The organism is Streptococcus bouchesdurhonensis (assembly GCF_948472335.1).
The window spans coordinates 121,805-140,490 of record NZ_CAOKTW010000008.1 but is presented as its reverse complement, the minus strand read 5'-3'; the positions used below and the strand labels follow the sequence as shown (position 1 = coordinate 140,490).

The 18,686-nt window shown below is 39.2% G+C and carries 16 protein-coding genes and 6 pseudogenes; 3 read left to right on the top strand and 19 right to left on the bottom strand.

The features are described from left to right. Window positions 1-163: 163 nt before the first annotated feature. Entirely contained in the window at window positions 164-1,519 is a 1,356-nt protein-coding gene (gene rlmD / locus QMQ21_RS13515) for a 23S rRNA (uracil(1939)-C(5))-methyltransferase RlmD (protein WP_023937326.1), read from the bottom strand. 56 nt (window positions 1,520-1,575) lie between these two features. On the opposite strand from rlmD, the gene QMQ21_RS13510 reads away from it, so the two are divergent. The 3 genes and pseudogenes from QMQ21_RS13510 to ntdP all read left to right on the top strand — a co-directional run bounded on the left by QMQ21_RS13510 (window position 1,576) and on the right by ntdP (window position 3,759). Next, the gene (locus QMQ21_RS13510; protein WP_023937323.1) at window positions 1,576-2,352 is read left to right on the top strand and encodes an aminoglycoside 3'-phosphotransferase; all 777 of its coding nucleotides are present in this window, start codon (window positions 1,576-1,578) and stop codon (window positions 2,350-2,352) included. A gap of 9 nt (window positions 2,353-2,361) precedes the next feature. Continuing rightward, window positions 2,362-3,137, top strand: a pseudogene (gene recX, locus QMQ21_RS13505) (recombination regulator RecX). Between the two features lie 88 nt (window positions 3,138-3,225). Then, window positions 3,226-3,759 carry a nucleoside tri-diphosphate phosphatase gene (gene ntdP / locus QMQ21_RS13500; protein WP_000775321.1) on the top strand — a complete coding sequence of 178 codons (534 nt, stop codon included), beginning with the start codon at window positions 3,226-3,228 and terminating at the stop codon, window positions 3,757-3,759. A 355-nt stretch (window positions 3,760-4,114) separates the two neighbouring features. On the opposite strand, the gene QMQ21_RS13495 is transcribed toward ntdP, so the two are convergent. The 18 genes and pseudogenes from QMQ21_RS13495 to QMQ21_RS13410 all read right to left on the bottom strand — a co-directional run bounded on the left by QMQ21_RS13495 (window position 4,115) and on the right by QMQ21_RS13410 (window position 18,612). Next, on the bottom strand, window positions 4,115-4,972 hold the full coding sequence (locus QMQ21_RS13495) for an Rgg/GadR/MutR family transcriptional regulator (RefSeq protein ID WP_000800707.1): 858 nt from the start codon (window positions 4,970-4,972) through the stop codon (window positions 4,115-4,117). A 12-nt stretch (window positions 4,973-4,984) separates the two neighbouring features. Continuing rightward, window positions 4,985-5,756: pseudogene (locus QMQ21_RS13490) on the bottom strand (class I SAM-dependent methyltransferase). A gap of 444 nt (window positions 5,757-6,200) precedes the next feature. Then, window positions 6,201-6,956 (bottom strand): epoxyqueuosine reductase QueH, encoded by a 756-nt coding sequence (locus QMQ21_RS13485; protein ID WP_000567552.1) that lies wholly within the window; start codon window positions 6,954-6,956, stop codon window positions 6,201-6,203. Between the two features lie 139 nt (window positions 6,957-7,095). Continuing rightward, a complete protein-coding gene (gene groL, locus QMQ21_RS13480; RefSeq protein ID WP_000031573.1) occupies window positions 7,096-8,718 on the bottom strand; it encodes a chaperonin GroEL in 1,623 nt (540 codons plus the stop codon). A 15-nt stretch (window positions 8,719-8,733) separates the two neighbouring features. Further along, window positions 8,734-9,018 carry a co-chaperone GroES gene (groES, locus tag QMQ21_RS13475; protein ID WP_000917330.1) on the bottom strand — a complete coding sequence of 95 codons (285 nt, stop codon included), beginning with the start codon at window positions 9,016-9,018 and terminating at the stop codon, window positions 8,734-8,736. Between the two features lie 154 nt (window positions 9,019-9,172). After that, window positions 9,173-9,567, bottom strand: a pseudogene (locus tag QMQ21_RS13470) (single-stranded DNA-binding protein). Between the two features lie 75 nt (window positions 9,568-9,642). After that, window positions 9,643-10,403: pseudogene (locus QMQ21_RS13465) on the bottom strand (SDR family NAD(P)-dependent oxidoreductase). A 41-nt stretch (window positions 10,404-10,444) separates the two neighbouring features. Beyond that, entirely contained in the window at window positions 10,445-11,071 is a 627-nt protein-coding gene (gene ytpR / locus QMQ21_RS13460; RefSeq protein WP_000578305.1) for a YtpR family tRNA-binding protein, read from the bottom strand. 15 nt (window positions 11,072-11,086) lie between these two features. Further along, window positions 11,087-11,404, bottom strand: a complete 318-nt coding sequence (locus QMQ21_RS13455; RefSeq protein WP_000615773.1) for a thioredoxin family protein — start codon at window positions 11,402-11,404, stop codon at window positions 11,087-11,089. Beyond that, a complete protein-coding gene (locus tag QMQ21_RS13450) occupies window positions 11,401-11,700 on the bottom strand; it encodes a DUF4651 domain-containing protein (protein ID WP_001013973.1) in 300 nt (99 codons plus the stop codon). Before QMQ21_RS13450 ends, QMQ21_RS13455 begins: the two co-directional genes overlap by 4 nt. 237 nt (window positions 11,701-11,937) lie before the next feature. Further along, window positions 11,938-12,135 (bottom strand): annotated as a pseudogene (locus QMQ21_RS13445) (N-acetylmuramoyl-L-alanine amidase family protein); the annotation flags it as partial. A 241-nt stretch (window positions 12,136-12,376) separates the two neighbouring features. Next, window positions 12,377-13,051, bottom strand: a complete 675-nt coding sequence (locus QMQ21_RS13440) for a LiaF transmembrane domain-containing protein (RefSeq protein ID WP_000725711.1) — start codon at window positions 13,049-13,051, stop codon at window positions 12,377-12,379. Window positions 13,052-13,055: 4 nt separating this feature from the next. After that, a pseudogene (locus QMQ21_RS13435) lies at window positions 13,056-13,500 on the bottom strand (LytTR family DNA-binding domain-containing protein). 219 nt (window positions 13,501-13,719) lie between these two features. Then, complete coding sequence (locus QMQ21_RS13430; RefSeq protein WP_000800914.1) at window positions 13,720-14,223, bottom strand: phosphatase PAP2 family protein; 504 nt, start codon at window positions 14,221-14,223, stop codon at window positions 13,720-13,722. Continuing rightward, a complete protein-coding gene (locus QMQ21_RS13425; protein WP_000078815.1) occupies window positions 14,220-14,582 on the bottom strand; it encodes a DUF2200 family protein in 363 nt (120 codons plus the stop codon). The genes QMQ21_RS13430 and QMQ21_RS13425 overlap by 4 nt, the downstream gene beginning before the upstream one ends. A gap of 65 nt (window positions 14,583-14,647) precedes the next feature. Then, window positions 14,648-16,408: an ABC transporter ATP-binding protein gene (locus QMQ21_RS13420; RefSeq protein ID WP_000428272.1), complete on the bottom strand. Its 1,761-nt coding sequence runs from the start codon at window positions 16,406-16,408 to the stop codon at window positions 14,648-14,650. Next, window positions 16,398-18,167 carry an ABC transporter ATP-binding protein gene (locus QMQ21_RS13415; RefSeq protein WP_261814616.1) on the bottom strand — a complete coding sequence of 590 codons (1,770 nt, stop codon included), beginning with the start codon at window positions 18,165-18,167 and terminating at the stop codon, window positions 16,398-16,400. The genes QMQ21_RS13420 and QMQ21_RS13415 overlap by 11 nt, the downstream gene beginning before the upstream one ends. Continuing rightward, entirely contained in the window at window positions 18,142-18,612 is a 471-nt protein-coding gene (locus QMQ21_RS13410; protein WP_023937308.1) for a MarR family winged helix-turn-helix transcriptional regulator, read from the bottom strand. Before QMQ21_RS13410 ends, QMQ21_RS13415 begins: the two co-directional genes overlap by 26 nt. Window positions 18,613-18,686: the final 74 nt, after the last annotated feature.

Genomic DNA, 18,686 nt, shown 5'->3' with positions numbered 1-18,686 from the left:
TAAGAGGCTTGGAGTTGTGAGGCTAGAGAGCCAAGGCTAAGACTAGCCTTGGTTTAGCTGAAAAAACAGCTTCAAGGGTTCCTCGTGTCAAATGAAAGCAAAATAATTGCCCTCAATCTCACCATTTTTTGGGGCATCATCACTTTCGATTGACACTACTTTTTTAAAATTTTTTAATTAATTTTACAACTGCTTCCGTTCGAGCTGTATGTGGGAACATATCGACCGACTGGATATAATGAAGATCATAGACTTCTACTAAGCGTACCAAATCCCTTGCCAAAGTCGAAACATTACAAGAAATATAAACCATTTTTTCTGGTACATAGGTAAGAATTGTATCTAATAACTTGTCATCCAGACCTGTACGTGGTGGATCCACAATCAAAGCATCTGCTCGGTATCCTTCCTTGTACCAACGAGGAATAATCTCTTCTGCTGTTCCAGCTTCATAATGAGTATTGTCAAATCCCATTCTTTTGGCATTTCGCTTGGCATCTTCAATGGCTTCTGGAATAATATCCATACCTCTGAGTGTTTTTACTTTCTTTGCGAAGGCAAATCCAATCGTTCCAACTCCACAATAAGCGTCAATCAAATGGTCTTCTTTATCAACATCCAAGGCTTTTACCGCCTCGTTATAAAGAACTTCTGTTTGTTCAGGATTTAGTTGATAGAAAGCTCGAGGAGATAGTGAAAATTCATAGTCGAGTACACCTTCTTGAATATTCTCTTGTCCCCAGATAATCTCTGTCTTTTCACCATAAATCTCACTGGTTTTAGCTGTATTTGTATTCACAGCTACTGTCACAACTTCTGGAAAATCTTTAATTAAGTCTTTTACTAGTTGGGTTAAATTAAGCTGACGATTTGTAACAATAATAATCTGAACCTGTCCAGTCTTTCTTGCTCGTCGAACCATAATAGTCCTAACACCTAGAACTTTTCTCTCATCGGTGATTGGAATTTGGTGAAAAGTAAGTAATTCCGCTAGACGATTAGCAATCACTTGGGTTTCCTTGTCTTGTACCAGGCAATCTTTCAACTCTACTAAATAGTGAGAGTTTTGTGCATATAAGCCCGCCTTGACCTGATTTTTAAATTTTCTAGTCTGAAATTGTAACTTAGCTCTGTAATATTTTGGTTCCTGCATTCCAATAGTTGGACGAATTTCATAGTTTTCATATCCTGCAGGAGCAAATTTTTTCAGCGCTTGATGAAGCAAGTCCGTCTTGAACTCCAGCTGCTTATCATAATGCAGGTGCATGATTTGGCAGCCTCCGCACTCATTATAAATAGTACAAGCTGGCACAACGCGGAATTTAGACTTCTTGTTGACCTTTAATAATTTCGCTTCAACAAAGTTACGTTTAATAGAAGTAATCTGACAATAGATATCTTCGCCTTTGAGAGCACCAGGTACAAAGACTAATGTTTTTTGGTAAAAGCCGATTCCCTCACCATTAATTCCCATGCGCTTGATTTTTAATGGTATTTTTTGTTTTATTTTTAGATTCATAGGTCTATTATACCATGGAGTTTCTAAGATATTTAAGAATATGTTACAATAAAAGCATGAATTCAAAAACACCTCGCTTTAGTATACTAGATTTCCCTGAACGATTACGAAGCTATATCAAGGGAGCTAATCTCTCTGATAGTTCTTCTCATTCAAGTGCAACTGTCCTATATATAGATTCAGGTTACTATTTAAAAATAGATCAAAAAGGCAGATTAGCTCAAGAAGCTAAGATTGCAAGTTGGTTCGAAACTGAAGGATTGGGAACTCCAGTGATTACCTATTTATCAGCAAAAAAGGACTTCCTTCTGACCAAAGAAGCCATTGGCAGAAATGCTCTCGATTTTTTAAATCAACCCGAAAAACTCTGTCAAACCCTAGCTCAAGCATTAAACAAACTTCACAGTCTTAAACCACAATCTTTTCCGTCGGAAAATCATCTGAAGCGTTATAAAGAAAAAGCCTTAAAAAACTATCAAAAGGGGACTTTTTATAACAAGACTCTTCTGCCCCAATTTCATATTCACAGTCGTGAAGAAGCTTACCAACTGATACAAGAGAAAGGTTACATCCTCAAAGATGATGCTTTTATTCATGGAGATGCCTGCCTGCCAAATTTCATCTTGAAGGATGCCTCTCATTTTTCTTGCTTTATTGACTTGGGATTGGCTGGTTTTAGTGACCGACATATCGACCTCTTTTGGGCAATTTGGTCCCTTCATTACAACCTACAAGAGGCTACGTATGCTGAATTATTTCTCGACTATTACGGTAGAGAATATGTAAATATGGATAAACTACGACTTGTTGCAGCTTTCGAAGCATTTAGATGAAAGGAAATTATGAAAATCACAAAACTTGAAAAGAAAAAAGACTCTATCTGATGGAGCTTGATAATGGCGACAAATGCTATATCACCGAAGATACAATTGTTCGTTTTATGTTATCGAGAGATAAGGTGATAAGCCAAGAGGAATTGAAAGAGATTCAGGACTTTGCTCAATTTTCTTATGGTAAGAATCTGGCTCTCTACCATTTATCCTTTAAAGCACGCACTGAAAAAGAGGTCAGAGAATATCTAAAAAAATACGATATTGATGAAAACATCGTTTCTCAAGTCATTGCTAATCTTAAAGAAGATAAGTGGATCAATGATAGCCAATACGCTTATGCTAGCATCAATGCTAATCAACTGTCAGGAGACAAGGGTCCTTATGTGCTGACTCAGAAACTAGCTCAAAAAGGGATTTCAAAATCTACTATAGAAGAGAACTTGAAAGAATTTGATTTTTCTGAAGTTGCTCAACGTGTAGCTAATAAACTATTGAAAAAATATGAGGGAAAACTTCCAGCTCGTGCCCTGCAAGATAAGATTATCCAGAGCTTGACTAACAAGGGCTTCTCTTATTCTGATGCTAAAATTGCCTTTGACGACTTAGATAGCCAAATTGACCAAGAAACGACTCAAGAACTCATCTTCAAGGAACTTGATAAGCAATATACTAAGTATGCTCGAAAGTATGAAGGATACGAACTGAAGCAGCGTTTAACTCAAGTTTTAGCACGAAAGGGCTACGATTTTTCGGATATAGCAAGCGCTCTTAGAGAATATCTTTAATATTTCCAAGTGAAATTCACAGATTTTAGGTAATTTTATGGTACAATAGTAAATGATAAACTTATAAATTGTAGAAAGTTGGTTAGTTATGAAGCTTCCAAAAGAAGGCGACTTTATTACAATTCAAAGTTATAAGCATGATGGGAGTCTCCACCGAACTTGGCGGGACACCATGGTACTAAAAACAACAGAAAACGCCATTATTGGTGTCAACGATCATACACTTGTTACCGAAAGTGATGGTCGTCGTTGGGTCACTCGAGAACCGGCTATTGTTTACTTTCACAAGAAATATTGGTTTAATATCATTGCCATGATTCGTGATAATGGAACTTCTTACTATTGCAATATGGCTAGCCCCTACTATCTGGATGAAGAAGCACTGAAGTATATTGATTACGATTTGGATGTTAAAATTTTTACAGATGGGGAAAAACGTCTCTTGGACGTTGAAGAGTACGAGCGTCACAAACGCAAAATGAATTATTCTGATGATTTGGACTATATTTTAAAAGAACATGTCAAAATTCTTGTTGATTGGATTAACAATGGACGTGGTCCTTTCTCAGAAGCCTATGTAAACATTTGGTACAAGCGCTATGTAGAACTAAAGAATCGGTAAAGTTGTCAAAGGTCAGGAACAAAATCCTGACCTTGTTTTTTTGGTAGTATAAAATAAATTGTGTAAAAACAAAAAGGAATAAATCCATTATAGCAGAGTTACAACACCTTACTAGAAAGAGATTTATGCAGAATTCGTAAAATATATAAAACAAATAGATATACTGTTATTTTTTAATGTCTTTATTCCTTGTAAGTTTACAACAAACTTATATCGTTTAATACAAAAAATACGAAAATGATTAGTATAAAAAATACAGGTCAACTTCGTATCAAAAACATTTTTTTGTTTCCACATAGCATCAATCATTTAGTACAACATTTTAAAAACAATATCTCGACAGAGAAAATGATACTTAATCTACCAGCTCATTTAATCGTTTTTGAAAATATAAAGCAATACTTTTAGATTCAATAAACTCAAAATATTTTATGACATTGTTCATTTGTTTAATTCCAGATTCTTTAGATTCAGTCAGATATATTTTATATCCTTCTACAAATTTGAATGTAGATTTTTCAAAAACTTTTGTGTCATCTTTTAATAATTTTTTTAATTTCATTTCAAAGTAGTCTGCATATATTAGATGTGAATTTTCAAGGCAACAGAACCAAAAATTTAAACAAGCTGACACAACTAAATTTCTATTCTTGCCGATTTTTTCGTAATAATGTGTACGCTCTAGTATTTCTTTTCCGACCATGTAAATATAATCTATTTCAAAAAGATGATATAAATTACCAATCAGCGTTATCTCATAGGACTCCCATCGTTCCTTCTGGAATAAATAGTCATACACTAAATTTAGATCATCTCTACTAACTACATGATTACAATCTATCTGATTTAATAATCCCTGAACCATAATTGTATTTATTTTATGAGTTTTTTCCCCACTCTTCTCAAAAAGTTTTTGTTGCTCATTTTTTATTTCCTCCAATCCTTTAGTATTCAAACTATAAAAATTTGGAGATAAATTAACCAAAAAATCATCAAACTCCGATCTTTTATAATTTTCTAGGTAATTACAAAAATTCTCTATCGAAACATTGATATTTGATAATAATTCAAAAAACGTTGAAAGAGAAATTTCATTTTCTCCCCTTTCAAATCTAGAAAGTTGAGATTTTGATATAGAATCAGCTGCAGCATACTCTAAAGAATATCCGTTTAATTTTCTAAAATATCGAAAAGCTTCTCCGTAATTTTTCACACTTTCATTCCCTTAACTTTCTTTTCGAGCGATAAACATACCATATTCTTTAGGAATGATCAACATACCATTATTAAACTCACTTTCAATCTTTTACGTATTATTTCCTCTTCTAGTGAACCTATTTCGGAAATTCCTTTAAACGATTGGATGTATTTAACTAGGTCATCTATACTTGTCACCTGTAGCTCATCATCATAGAGTAATGTATCGACAGAGTTAAAATACCTACTCAGGTACCTTTTACCATTTTGTAAAGTAAACGTTTTATTTTCTAAATCTTGATTAACCTCATCTTTAAATAAATTTGCCAAATAATCTACAACTCCATTTTCACCAAATGTAGCACAGTAAAAAACACCTCCTGTTTTTAAGACTCTATTCACCTCAGATAGCGCTCTAGGAATATCATTCACATGATGTAGAAGCATATTAGCAATAACAATATCAAACGTTTCATTCTCAAAAAAATCTTTTGAATATCCATTATCTCATAGTTGACATTGTCTCTATTTCCAATCACTGACTTCGTTGATTTTACCATATCTTTAGAAAAATCTGCAACAATCAACTGCTTCATTTTATCTATAGAATCACTATTACTTTTCCACAGTTCTCCTGTACCACATCCCAATTCTAAAACCTTTACTTCATCAGTTATTTGGTAGTTAGAAAATATCCAATTATTAAATCCCAATTTATTTTTTGAATACTTCTTATGCAATTCTACTCGAATATCAAGATTATCATGACTTTTATATTGTTCAATTACTTTATCAATCATTTTAAATGACCTCCACTCTATAATTTGACATTATATCACAAGAATAAAGATAGTGTTAAATAAGTTGTATAAATGCAAAAAAGGAATATTCCATTATAACAGAGTTGCAACACATTTCTATAAAGAAATTTATTCCTACGACTCAGTTTAGCATGCTTAACTTCCTAACTCAAAAACAAAGCATCGGTTAATTTATCCGTTCTTCTTTTGAAACAGATTTGAACTGATAATTGCTCGTTTTAATTTAAAAAGCTCTTTTGAGCAAAACTTCATTTTTTAAGAGTCCAACAATTTCTGTCTATCGCTTTTCTACTAGCAAAAAACCTACCTTGAGGCAAGTTTTCATTTATATATCTAATTTCGTAATAGTATAGTAAAATGAAATAAGGACAGTCAAATCGATTTCTAACAATGTTTTAGAAGTAAAGGTGTACTATTCTAGTTTCAATCTACTATAAATTTGATATGAGAATAGTCTTTCTCAACATCCTTATCCAACAAGAATGCTGTGGCGTCCTTCTTAACTTGAACCAGGTCAATATTCTGGGCTTGGGCTGCATAGACGCAGCCACAATAACATTGACGATAGATATCATACTCCTCACACATCTCTACTGAACGTTTGTAGCCTTGATTTTTCTTGAAATCGCTGGGAAGATAGTGGGTCGTGTAAATTTTTTGCACATCGATTCCGATGCTATTGATGGTTTGAGAATTCTTATGAGGACTGATAGTCAAAGCTGAACCAAAGTAGTCAAAGCCCAAGTCCATAGCCACTTGCGCTGTTTTATCAAGTCGGTAGTCAAAATAAACCTTGCAACGGTCGCCACCTTCGGGCTCCTCCTCTAGTCCCCTAACTAGTTTTCGGTATTCATTGGGTTCGTAGGGAGCTTCTAGGTACTGAACCGTATTTCCTGTCCGCTCATTAAAATCACTAACAAGTTTCTTGGTGACATAGACCCGCTTATGGTATTCTACCTTGGGATGGATATTAGAATTGGCAAAATAGATGGTCACATCTGCATACTTGGTCAAATATTCTAGTGTATAGGTACTACAAGGAGCACAGCAAACATGCACGAGAATGGTTGGCCGCTGCTCATTTTTCTCCCATGCTTGTACCATTTTCTGCATGACACGGTCATAATTAATCTTCTGATTGGGGGTCATCTTGCACAGAATTTCTTCTACATCGATCATGTTCTTCTCCTTTTTCTAGTCTTATTTTATCATATAAGTTAGGAGAGCTCAAATCAATTTAGAAGTGAATATTATAAAAAGAAGGGTTAGTCATTCCCTCCTTTTTTGTGTTTTTTATAAGTTGTTTTCTATAGAAAGCTTACATCATCCCGCCCATCATACTTGGATCCATTGCTGGAGCTGGGGCTACTGGTTCTGGTTTATTGGCTACGACTGCTTCTGTTGTCAAAATCAAGCTGGCTACAGATGCTGCATTTTGTAGGGCTGAACGACTCACTTTAACTGGATCAATGATACCTTGATCAATCATGTTAACCCACTCGCCAGTTGCTGCGTTGAATCCTATACCAAGCTCAGCATTTTTCAAACGATCGATAACGATAGAGCCTTCAAATCCTGCATTGTGAGCAATTTGACGAACAGGTTCTTCCAAAGCACGGAGAACAATATTACGTCCTGTTGCTTCATCTCCTGTCAATTCCAAGGTAGCAACAGCTGGAATCACATTGGCAAGAGCTGTTCCACCACCTGCAACAATACCTTCTTCAACAGCTGCACGAGTAGCGTTGAGGGCATCTTCAATGCGGAGTTTCATTTCTTTCAACTCAGTTTCAGTTGCGGCTCCGACCTTAATAACCGCTACACCACCTGACAATTTGGCCAAGCGTTCTTGCAATTTTTCACGGTCAAATTCAGAAGTTGTAGTTTCGATTTGAGACTTGATAACCGCAACACGGTGAGAAATCGCTTCAGGATTTCCTGCACCTTCTACAATAACCGTGCTATCTTTGTCCACGGTCACTCTCGCTGCTTGACCAAGAGCTTCAATTGTCGCATCTTTCAACTCAAGACCAAGGTCTTCTGTGATAACTGTTCCGCCTGTTAAGATGGCGATATCTTCAAGCATGGCTTTGCGACGGTCACCAAAACCAGGTGCCTTGACTGCTACTACGTTGAAGGTTCCACGAATCTTGTTCAAAACAAGAGTTGGAAGAGCCTCACCATCCACATCATCCGCAATAATCAAGAGTGGACGATTGCTTTGGAGAATGCTTTCCAAAAGTGGCAAGATTTCTTGGATATTGGAAATTTTCTTGTCTGTAATCAAAATGTACGGATTTTCAAGGTCAGCCACCATTTTTTCGCTATCTGTCACCATGTACTGTGAAAGGTAACCACGGTCAAACTGCATTCCTTCTACGACTTCAAGCTCTGTTTCCATACCACGTGACTCTTCGATGGTGATGACACCGTCTTTGCCAACTTTTTCCATTGCTTCAGAGATGTACTCACCAACTTTTTCAGAACGAGAAGATACGGCTGCAACTTGAGCGATAGCTTCTTTATTGGCAACAGGGATGGCGTTGTTTTTCAAAGCTTCAACTGCTGCGGCAACTGCTGTTTCAATCCCACGACGAATACCGATTGGATTTGCACCTGCTGTGACGTTTTTGATTCCTTCACGGACGATAGCTTGGGTCAAGACTGTTGCAGTCGTAGTTCCGTCACCTGCGATATCATTGGTTTTAGAAGCTACTTCTGATACTAACTTAGCACCCATATTTTCAAAATGGTCTTCCAATTCGATTTCTTTGGCAATGGTCACACCGTCATTGGTAATCAAGGGTGAACCGAATGACTTTTCAAGAACGACATTGCGACCTTTTGGTCCCAAGGTTACTTTAACAGTGTCTGCAAGAATATCGACACCACGAACCATGGCTGAACGGGCATCTGATGAAAATTTAATTTCTTTTGACATACTTACTTTCTCCTTCTATTCCTCAATGATTGCCAAAATGTTAGCTTCGCCTACGATGATGTACTTTTCATCTCCATCTTTGACATCAAGACCTGCGTGGGCTTCAACTAAGACACGATCTCCAGTTTTAACACTTGGAGCAACCAAGTCACCGTTCAAGGTACGAACACCTTGTCCAGTAGCCACAACTTGAGCTGTTTTGGTTTTTTCTTGGGCTGAGCCTGCAAGGACAAAGCCCCCAACGGTTTGTTCTTTTTCTTCTATTTTTAAGACCACACGGTCCCCTAATGGTTTCAACATCTGATTTCCTCCATAATGAGATAGATATTATTAGCACTCTTTGAACTTGAGTGCTAATTCATAATTCTATTGTATCACTTGGTCAGAAATAGTCAAGAAAAAGTCTGACTTTCTCAAGATAAAAAGCCTGAGACCAACTCAGACTTTTTAATTCTTAAAATGGCAATTCTTCCTCTTCCAAGACTAGGTCTGCCAAGTCTTGACCTGCATTATTTTCACGCATGGCACGTTGAGCACGACTTTCCAAGAGTTGGAATCCAGTAACAAGTACTTCAGTCACATAGTTCATTGACCATTTTTCTCAAAGCGACGGGTACGCAATTCTCCATCCACAGAAATAAGACTACCTTTGGTTGCATAGCTTGCCAAGGTTTCTGCTAGTCTGCCCCATAGAACCATATTAACAAAATCAGCTTCACGTTCCCCGTTTTGGTCTTTGTAACGACGGTTGACTGCAATAGTCGCTCGCGCTACTGACTTGTCATTGTTGGTTTTGTGCAATTCTGGTGTAGACGTTAAACGTCCAATCATGATAACTTTATTATACATATTTTTTCCTCCTACTTATCTATTCGTAGGAAATCAAAAAAAGTTACAGAAATTTGTAACTTTTCGAGAAAATTTTTAGTTTTTATGAACCATGAAACCTGTCGCTTGTTGATTGGCCATGATGGTCATATCTGTAATCTGAACACGACGAGGTTGACTGGTCACATAGACTACTGTGTCTGCGATGTCTGGTGCCTGCAAGGCTTCGATTCCCTGATAAACCGTCGCAGCTCGTTCTTTATCACCGTGAAAACGCACTGTAGAAAAATCTGTTTCAACAATTCCAGGCTGAATGGTCGTCACCTTGATATCCGTTGCGATGGTATCAATTCGCAGTCCATCCGAAAAGGTCTTAACCGCAGCCTTGGTAGCTGAGTAAACAGCGGCACCAGCATAGGCATAAATTCCTGCGGTTGACCCCATATTGATGATATGTCCTTGATTGGCTTTTACCATTGCTGGCAAGAAAGAGCGAGTGACTGCCATTAAACCTTTGACATTGGTATCCAGCATGGTCAACATATCCAACTCTTCATAGTCCTGATAGGGTGCCAGCCAAGAGCTAGTCCAGCGTTATTGACCAATATATCAATCTGACCTATCGTTTCTAGAATATCGGAGCAGACAGTCTTGACCATGGCCATATCCGTCACATCTAGTGAAAAAGTCCAAACTGTTTGATTTGGATAGAATGCTGCAAACTCCGACTTAAGAGTTTCTAATCTGTCTGTCCGTCGTCCAGTTAGAACGACATTCTCACCCTGCTCCAGATAAGCACGCGCAATTGCTTCACCAATACCTGATGTCGCTCCTGTAATCACTACATTTTTTGCCATCTTATTTCCTTCTATCTGGTCTATCAGATACTAACAACTTCTTAGGCAGTCCAGTGTTTAGCTGGGTCGAATGGTGTTCCGACAACTTGGTCTTCTGATAATTCAATAATACCACGTTTTTGTGGAGCATTTGGCAGATGCAATTCACGAGGACTGCACATCATTCCAAAACTCTTTTCACCACGAAGTTCGCCTGGGAAAATAAGATTGCCTTTGGGCATCATAGCTCCAGGAAGAGCGACAATGGTTTTCAACCCCACACGCGCATTGGGAGCCCCTGCAACGATTTGCACGATCTTATCACTTGCGACTGCAACTTGGCAGATGTTGAGGTGGTCACTATCTGGATGGGCTACCATCTCAACAATTTCACCAACAACAAACTTAGGTTCCTTGTCATTGACAATTTCTTCTGTAAAACCTTCCGCCTGTAATTCTTGGTTCAAACAAGCGACTTGCTCATCTGATAAAAAGACTTGACCTCGCTCTGCAATTTCAAACAAGCTCGAAACCTCAAAAATGTTCCAAGCTACTGTTTCCCCATTTTCTTTGAGGAAAACACGGGCTACCTTGCCTTTGCGTTCCACATTCAGTTTGGCATCTCCGCTATTTTTCACGATGACCATAAGGACATCACCGACATGTTCTTTGTTGTATGTAAAAATCATTGTTTACTTTTTCTCCTATTTCAATCCTGCTAAAAAATCGTTAATTTGCTCCTTACTTTTACGGTCGCGATTGACAAAACGACCGATTTCCTTGTCCTTTTCTAGAACAACAAGGCTAGGAATTCCGTAAACATCCCAGAGTTTGGCCAAATCCATATACTGATCTCGGTCCATTCGAATAAAGGTGAACTCTGGATTGGTCTCCTCAATCTCTGGTAAGACAGGATAAATATAACGGCAATCGCCACACCAGTCTGCCACAAAAAGGAAGACCTTCTTGCCCGCTTTTTCCACTAAAGATGCTAATTCTTCTAAACTTGCTGGCTGTATCATAAGACTTCCTCCTCATAGACTAGGTCTTCATTTTCATAGACAAAGGTATAATGACGGCCATCCTCAAAAATGACGCCACCAAGCAAGCTCTCCAGACTGCTTTCGTAAACTTGAACATAGAGGGTCGCAATTTCCCCCATGTCGGAAAAATGGTCTCGCACAATCTCTGTCAACTCTTCCTGAGTCTTCATGAGCTTACGGTCATCTGCAACTTTTTTCGTAGCAAGAGCAAGGCTTCCGATACCTAGCAGAGCCAAGCCTGCCATCCACATTTTTTTAGCTTTCATACCATTCATTTTAACACAAAAAAGGCTTCAGGACAAATGAGGAAGCAGCAGAAAAGCAAGTAAAAAGCCTCTTCCTTTAAGGAAAAGGACTTCTTATACTAAGAGCAAACTAGGAAGCTAGCCGCAGGCTGCTCAAAGCACTGCTTTGAGGTTGTAGATAGAACTGACGAAGTCAGCTCAAAACACTGTTTTGAGGTTGTGGATGAAGCTGACGTGGTTTGAAGAGATTTTCGAAGAGTATTATTCTTATTGCCAGGCGCCTGAGTTATCAACGTAGTAACCATCAGGTGTGTAGGTATTGCGAAGCATCTTACCTGATGAAGCTAGATAATACCACTTGCCATTATCTTTGACCCAATCATTCGCTAGCATGGCTCCAGAAGAACTTACATAATACCATTCTCCCTTGTCATAAACCCAAGTGCTTGCTTTCATGGCTCCTGAGCAATTAAAGGTTCAAAAAACTGTCCAATATCATTCATTTTTTTAAAACATTTGACACTACATCATCCACGCTGTAGGACATAGATACATCAAACGTAAGAGCCAAAATATCGAAAAATATACAACTTTTAAAGGCAACATTTCATTTTTTAAAGTCTAACAACCATAGAACTGAAATCAGAGCAAGGCATCAATTTCCTACTCTTAGTACGCCTATTTTGATGATTGAAGTGAAGATTTTTTATTTAACGTAGACAATTCCCAACTTCCCAAAGGCCACATCTCCACGGATAATCAAGGTTTTGCTGGTTGGGGCTAGAGGGGCATCTGCCTTGGCTACACCACAGAAAGTTTCCACCTTCAAATCAACTCTCCAATGTTGGGGAACATAGATAACTGCATTGCCAAAACCAACTTCTACTTTCAGGGTTGCAGTGTCTCCTAAAATCTCTGCATTGTCGTAATATATCTTGGCATTTCCGAAGCCAACTTCTACTTGGTCTTCTACCAATTCTTGATTTTGCTTGTAGAAAGTCCCAGTCCCAAAAGCGACTTCCTTATCTGTAAGAATGGTCTTTTCACCATCATACCACCATTTTTTCCCGTTCCAAGTTCTGTTAGAATGAGTGAGTACGCTGACACCCATTACGATTAAAATACTAGCCCAGAACAATGACTGATTTGGAATCGGTAAAATGTCATAAAAATGATTAGCAATCATGAGAGCTACAAAAGTTGTAAAAACTGCTGATGTCAGATGACGACGAAGCAAAGCTTCAACTGATTGATAGGCAAAAAATGCAATACCAAGCAAGGGCCAAATATGCCCTCCCAGAGAAGGGATTCCAAAATTTCCTTGTAATAATATTAAAGCCGCCAAAATAAGCAACACAATACCAAATGCTTTCTTTTTCATGTTCTTACCTCATGTTTCTTAGATTTTCTTTTAGGAGGGATTGGTAATGCCGTGACACATGAACCTCCTTGTGGGTCTGATAAAAAAATGGTGCCCGTTCCTGAAAAGGACTTGTCCACCGAATAGATTTGCCGAATATTAGCGATCGTTGACTTGGATACCCGACTAAAATAACGAGGAAGGATAGCCTCTAACTCATAGAGTTTAAGCCGAACCTCGTAGGCGTCTTTCTGGGTATGGGCGTAAATCTTGCTACCTTCTGTCTCAAAGAAGAGAATTTCCGACAAGTCCAGATAATATTCACCTGTTCCCTTGTAAAAAATCAACCTAGGAGACTTGGATTCTTGCAAGAGGCGCTGTAAATCCGCAATCTCATCTGTCAAAGCCGCTGCCTTGATGACAATTTCAGTTTCCTCTAAATTGCTGTCAATTTCGATTCGTAACTTCATTCCATCTCCTTTCTGACTCTACTATATCAAAGGCAAAATAAGAAAACAAGAGCAAAAAAGCAAGTGGTTACTTTAGGCACGTAAGTGGTTCTAGGACCGCCTTATACTCTTCGAAAATCAAATTCAAACCACGTCAGCGTCGCCTTACCGTACTCAAGTACAGCTTGCGGCTAGCTTCCTAGTTTGCTCTTTGATTTTCATTGAGTATTAACTTACAGGTCAAAATAGAAAGAAAAGCACACCCCACACAAGACCACAAATATAACCAACTACTACATCCTTGGGATAATGCACTCCCCCTAAGACTCTCACTAGACCGAGGAGGGCTGATAATGTCAAACAAATCATCCCCATAGTTAGACTAGCATGCAAGCAAGCCATGGAGATAATGGTTGCTGAAAAGACATGACGACTGGGCATAGACTGACCAGGACTATCTCTGTCAAGCAAGGGTTTAATATCCCATTCCTCATAAGGCCTAGGGGCATTGATTTTCTTACGGAAAAGAGACAAAATTACAAAACCTGACGCAGGGACAAACACATAGATACAGACCTGTTTCCCTAAGCCTTCTTGGAAATAGGTAGTGGCTAACAAGGTTAGATAAACTATAGGCATAACTACTGTCATCAACCGATTGAAAGTTCTTAACAAGCTCAGAAGAAAGGGCTTATTTTCAATCTTACTAGCAATGTGGCCATACCATTCTTGATAATTTTTCATTTCAATTTCTCATATTTTTCTAGAACTTGTTGAGATGTTTTCCCCTTGGCAAGCCAATCTACTAATTTATCCAAGCGACGTATTTCTTGCAACAAAGGATCATCAATTTCCTCAATACTAACCCCACAAATCTTTCCTGTAATCGCTATCCGTTCAGGAGCATAAGACGGCGCCTGTCGAAAAAAATCTCCATCAGTAAGATCTTTATTCAGACAAGTGAGGATGTCACTCACTTCATAACCTGTCAGCCAACTGGTCACTTGGTGAACGGATTCTGCCCTTCCCCCCTTTCGCTCGACCTTGGCAAGCAAGGCTAGATAGACCGCAACAAATTTCATATTGTATAATTTCTGACTCATACTTCTCTCTTTCTATGTATACTAGTATAAATAAGAAAAAGAAGGCCGTCAAGCCTTCTTTCGATTTATTCTTCTGCTTCGTATTCTGTAAATTGACTGTTGTAGAGGTCAGCGTAGAAACCAGCTTGCGCCATTAGCTCATCATGATTGCCTTGCTCGATGATATTTCCATCTTTCATAACCAGAATAAGATCAGCATTACGAATGGTTGACAAGCGGTGGGCGATGACGAAGGAAGTTCTGCCCTCCATCAAACGATCCATGGCTTTCTGAATCAATTCCTCTGTACGGGTATCAACAGAAGAAGTCGCCTCATCTAGGATTAGGAGTGGCGCATCTTTTAACAAAGCACGAGCAATGGTCAAGAGTTGTTTTTGTCCGACAGACAAGGTCACTGTATCATCCAAGACGGTATCATAAGCATCTGGTAGGGTCATAATAAAGTGGTGAATCCCTACAGCCTTGCTGGCTTCAATCACACGCTCATCACTAATACCTGTTTGGTTATATATGAGATTGTCGCGAATAGTCCCTTCAAAGAGCCAAGTGTCCTGCAAGACCATTGAAAAGGCATCATGTACTTCCGAACGCTTCATCTCCTTGGTATCCACGCCATCGATGCGGATACTTCCCTTATCAATCTCATAAAACTTCATCAAAAGATTGACAATGGTTGTCTTCCCAGCTCCGGTCGGTCCGACAATGGCAACCTTTTGACCTGCATGAGCAGTCGCAGAAAAGTCATGGATAATGGTTCGCTCTGGTGTATAACCAAAGGAGACTCGATCAAAGACTACTTGACCTTTCATATCGCTCAATTGTCTTTCTTTATGGGATTCGTCTTCCATTTCCTCTTCAGCTAGGAATTCGAAGACACGTCCCATGGCTGCACTAGCCTGCTGCAAACTAGTAATCCCTTGGGCGATTTGTGAAAGAGGCTGAGAAAAGATACGAACGTAGGCCATAAAGGCAACGATAATCCCGATACTGATGTGCCCATTTAAGGCCAAGGCCGCACCAACGATAATCACCAAGGCATAGCTAAAGTTCCCAATAAACATCATAATCGGCATCATAATCCCTGAAATAAATTGAGATTTCCAGATACTATCATACAGACGATGGTTTAATTTCGCAAACTCTTCTTTCGTGCTCTCGATGGCATTGTAACTGGTCACCACATTATGGCCAGAGTACATTTCCTCCACATAGCCATTGACAGCCGCCAAATCCTGTTGTTGACTCTTAAAGAAGCCCTGCGATTTGCCCATAAAGACGAACACGAAAACAAAACCAATAAGGGTTGACACAACCGTCACCAAGGCTAAAATCCAGTTCATTCCAAACATGGTTACCAAGACTGCCACGACCAGTAAACTAGATGAAAGAACTGTTCCCAGACTTTGATTGAGGGACTGAGCTGCAGTGTCAACGTCATTGGTTACACGAGACAAAGTATCCCCCTGAGAGTGTCCATCAAAATATCCCAATGGTAGGCGATTGATTTTCTCTGCAATAGCTCTTCTCAAACGCTCTGAAAAACGTTGAATAGCTGTTGTAAACAGAAAGGCCTGTAAATAATTTGATAGAAGTCCGATTACATAAATCACGGCCAAAAAACCACCAATAGCTGCAACCGCCGCGACATCCACACTTGTTTCCAGACCACTGGCAATAATATTAGTCATTTCCTTGATGCGAATCGGCCCATAAACAGTAATGATATTGGATACGATTGTTGCTAGAAAGGCTATCAGAAGGGCAAACTGGAGGCCTGCAAGATAGGGTTTACTCTGTTTCCAAAGAGACATTTTCTTATTTTCCATGTTCCAATTCCTCCTTCGATAGTTGTGAATAGGCAATTTCTTGGTAAACTTCGTTATTAGCTAGAAGTTCCTTGTGGGTGCCTTGTCCCACGACTTTTCCTTGATCCAAGACCAAAATCAAATCAGCATCCATAATCGTTGAAATACGCTGTGCGACGATGAGTTTGGTCATAGACTTGGTTTTCTCTGCTAGCTCTTGACGAAGAACTCGATCTGTCTTGTAGTCCAAGGCTGAGAAGGAGTCATCAAAGATGAGGATTTCTGGCTTCCGAGCTAAGGCACGCGCAATTGCCAGACGTTGTCTTTGACCACCTGAGAAGTTGGTTCCTCCTTGGGCCACTTCTGACGCTAAGCCCGCTTCCTTGTCTTCGATAAAGTTCTTAGACTGGGCCAATTCCAAGGCTTGCCACATAACTTGCTCACTAAGCGGTGTTTCTTGACTCTGTCCAAAGTCTAAATTACCCTTGACATCACCTGAAAAGAGAACCGCTTTCTGGGGAATATAACCAACCTTGTTGCGCAAATCATTCAAGTCATAGTCTTGAACATTAACACCGTCCACCAGAATTTCTCCTGCTGACACATCGTAGAATCGTGGAATCAGATTGACCAGAGTTGATTTACCAGAACCTGTTGACCCAATAAAGGCCACTGTTTGACCAGCTTCTGCTCTAAAGCTAACATGTTCGATAACTGCCTCCGAATTTGACGCATAGCGGAAGGTCACATCCTTAAATTCGACCTGACCTTTGAGGTTTTCATCAGCCAGCTGCACTTGAGCAGGGTTTTGGATAGAAGAATGCAAATCTAAAACTTGATTAATCCGCTTAGTAGAGACCATAGTTCGGGGAAGAACGATGAAGAGTGCTCCCATGAGAAGGAAGCCCATGACAACCTGCATGGCATAAGACATGAAAACAATCATGTCACTAAAGAGAGGCAGACGCGCTATCGGAGCAGCGTCGTTAATCACATAGGCCCCAATCCAGTAAATCGCCACACTCAAACCACTTGAAATCCCCATCATGATAGGGTTCAAAATAGCCATAAGACGGTTGACAAACAAATTCAAGCGTGTCAATTCATCATTTGCTACTGCAAATTTTTCATTTTGGTATTCCTCTGCATTGTAGGCACGAACGACGCGAATACCTGTTAAACTTTCACGAGTAATACTGTTCAGTTTATCAGTCAGCCCCTGAATCAAGGACTGTTTTGGAAAGGCTAGCGTCATCAAAACGGTCGTCATCAAAACATTGACAATCACTGCCACAAGAACGGCCCAGAGCCAGTATTCTGAATGACCTAAAATCTTCCCAATAGCCCAGATAGCCATAATTGGACCACGCGTAACTACTTGCAAGCCCATGGTAATCAACATTTGAACTTGAGTAATGTCATTGGTGGTACGCGTCAAGAGACTAGGAATAGAGAATTTCTTAATCTCTGTCTGCGAGTAATCCAAAACTCGGTTAAAAATATCACTTCTCAGCCTACTAGTATAAGAAGCCGCCACTCGGGATGCAAAAAATCCAACTGCAACTACGGACAAGAAGGCAAGAAAGGACATTCCCACCATCATGCTTGCCGGCTGCCACAACTCATCTAAATTAGTTCCTTGACTACCTAGCAAATCCGTAATTTTCGAGATATAGGTCGGCACTTCCAACTCTAGATAGACCGAAAAGCAAGTAAAGAGAATGGCTAGTAAAATCATCCCCCATTCTTTTCTACTAATTCGTTTTGCTAATTTCTTCATTCTCTCCTCCTATCCCCTTGATATTTTCCTGTAGTTGACCGAGAACTTTCTCAAAAATCAGTAATTCATCTTCATCAATGTCTTCCATCAACTGCTTGTCTATGCGTTCAAAGAAGGCCTTAACCTGTTTCATCTGAGAACGTGATTTGTCCGTCAGACGAACAAATTTAGCCCGCTTATCGCTAGGACTCGCCTCCAATTCCACCAAACCATTTTGCACCATACGCTTGACCAAATTACTAGCAACAGACTTGGTAATATTGAGTTCCTGCTCGATATCTTTAATCAAGACCAAGTCTTGGTTTTTCTCACGATTATCCAAAAAACGCACAACCTGACCTTGAGGTCCACCCATAAATTCAATACCACAACGTTTGGCTTCCTTTTGCACCATGAGGTGAATCTGATGACCAAAACGCTTAAAGACTAACATCGGTTTATCCATACTAACCCCTTTCTAATCATTGCATTTAGTTCCTAGGAGAACTATTTTATCATTTTCAGAAAAGAGATGTCAAG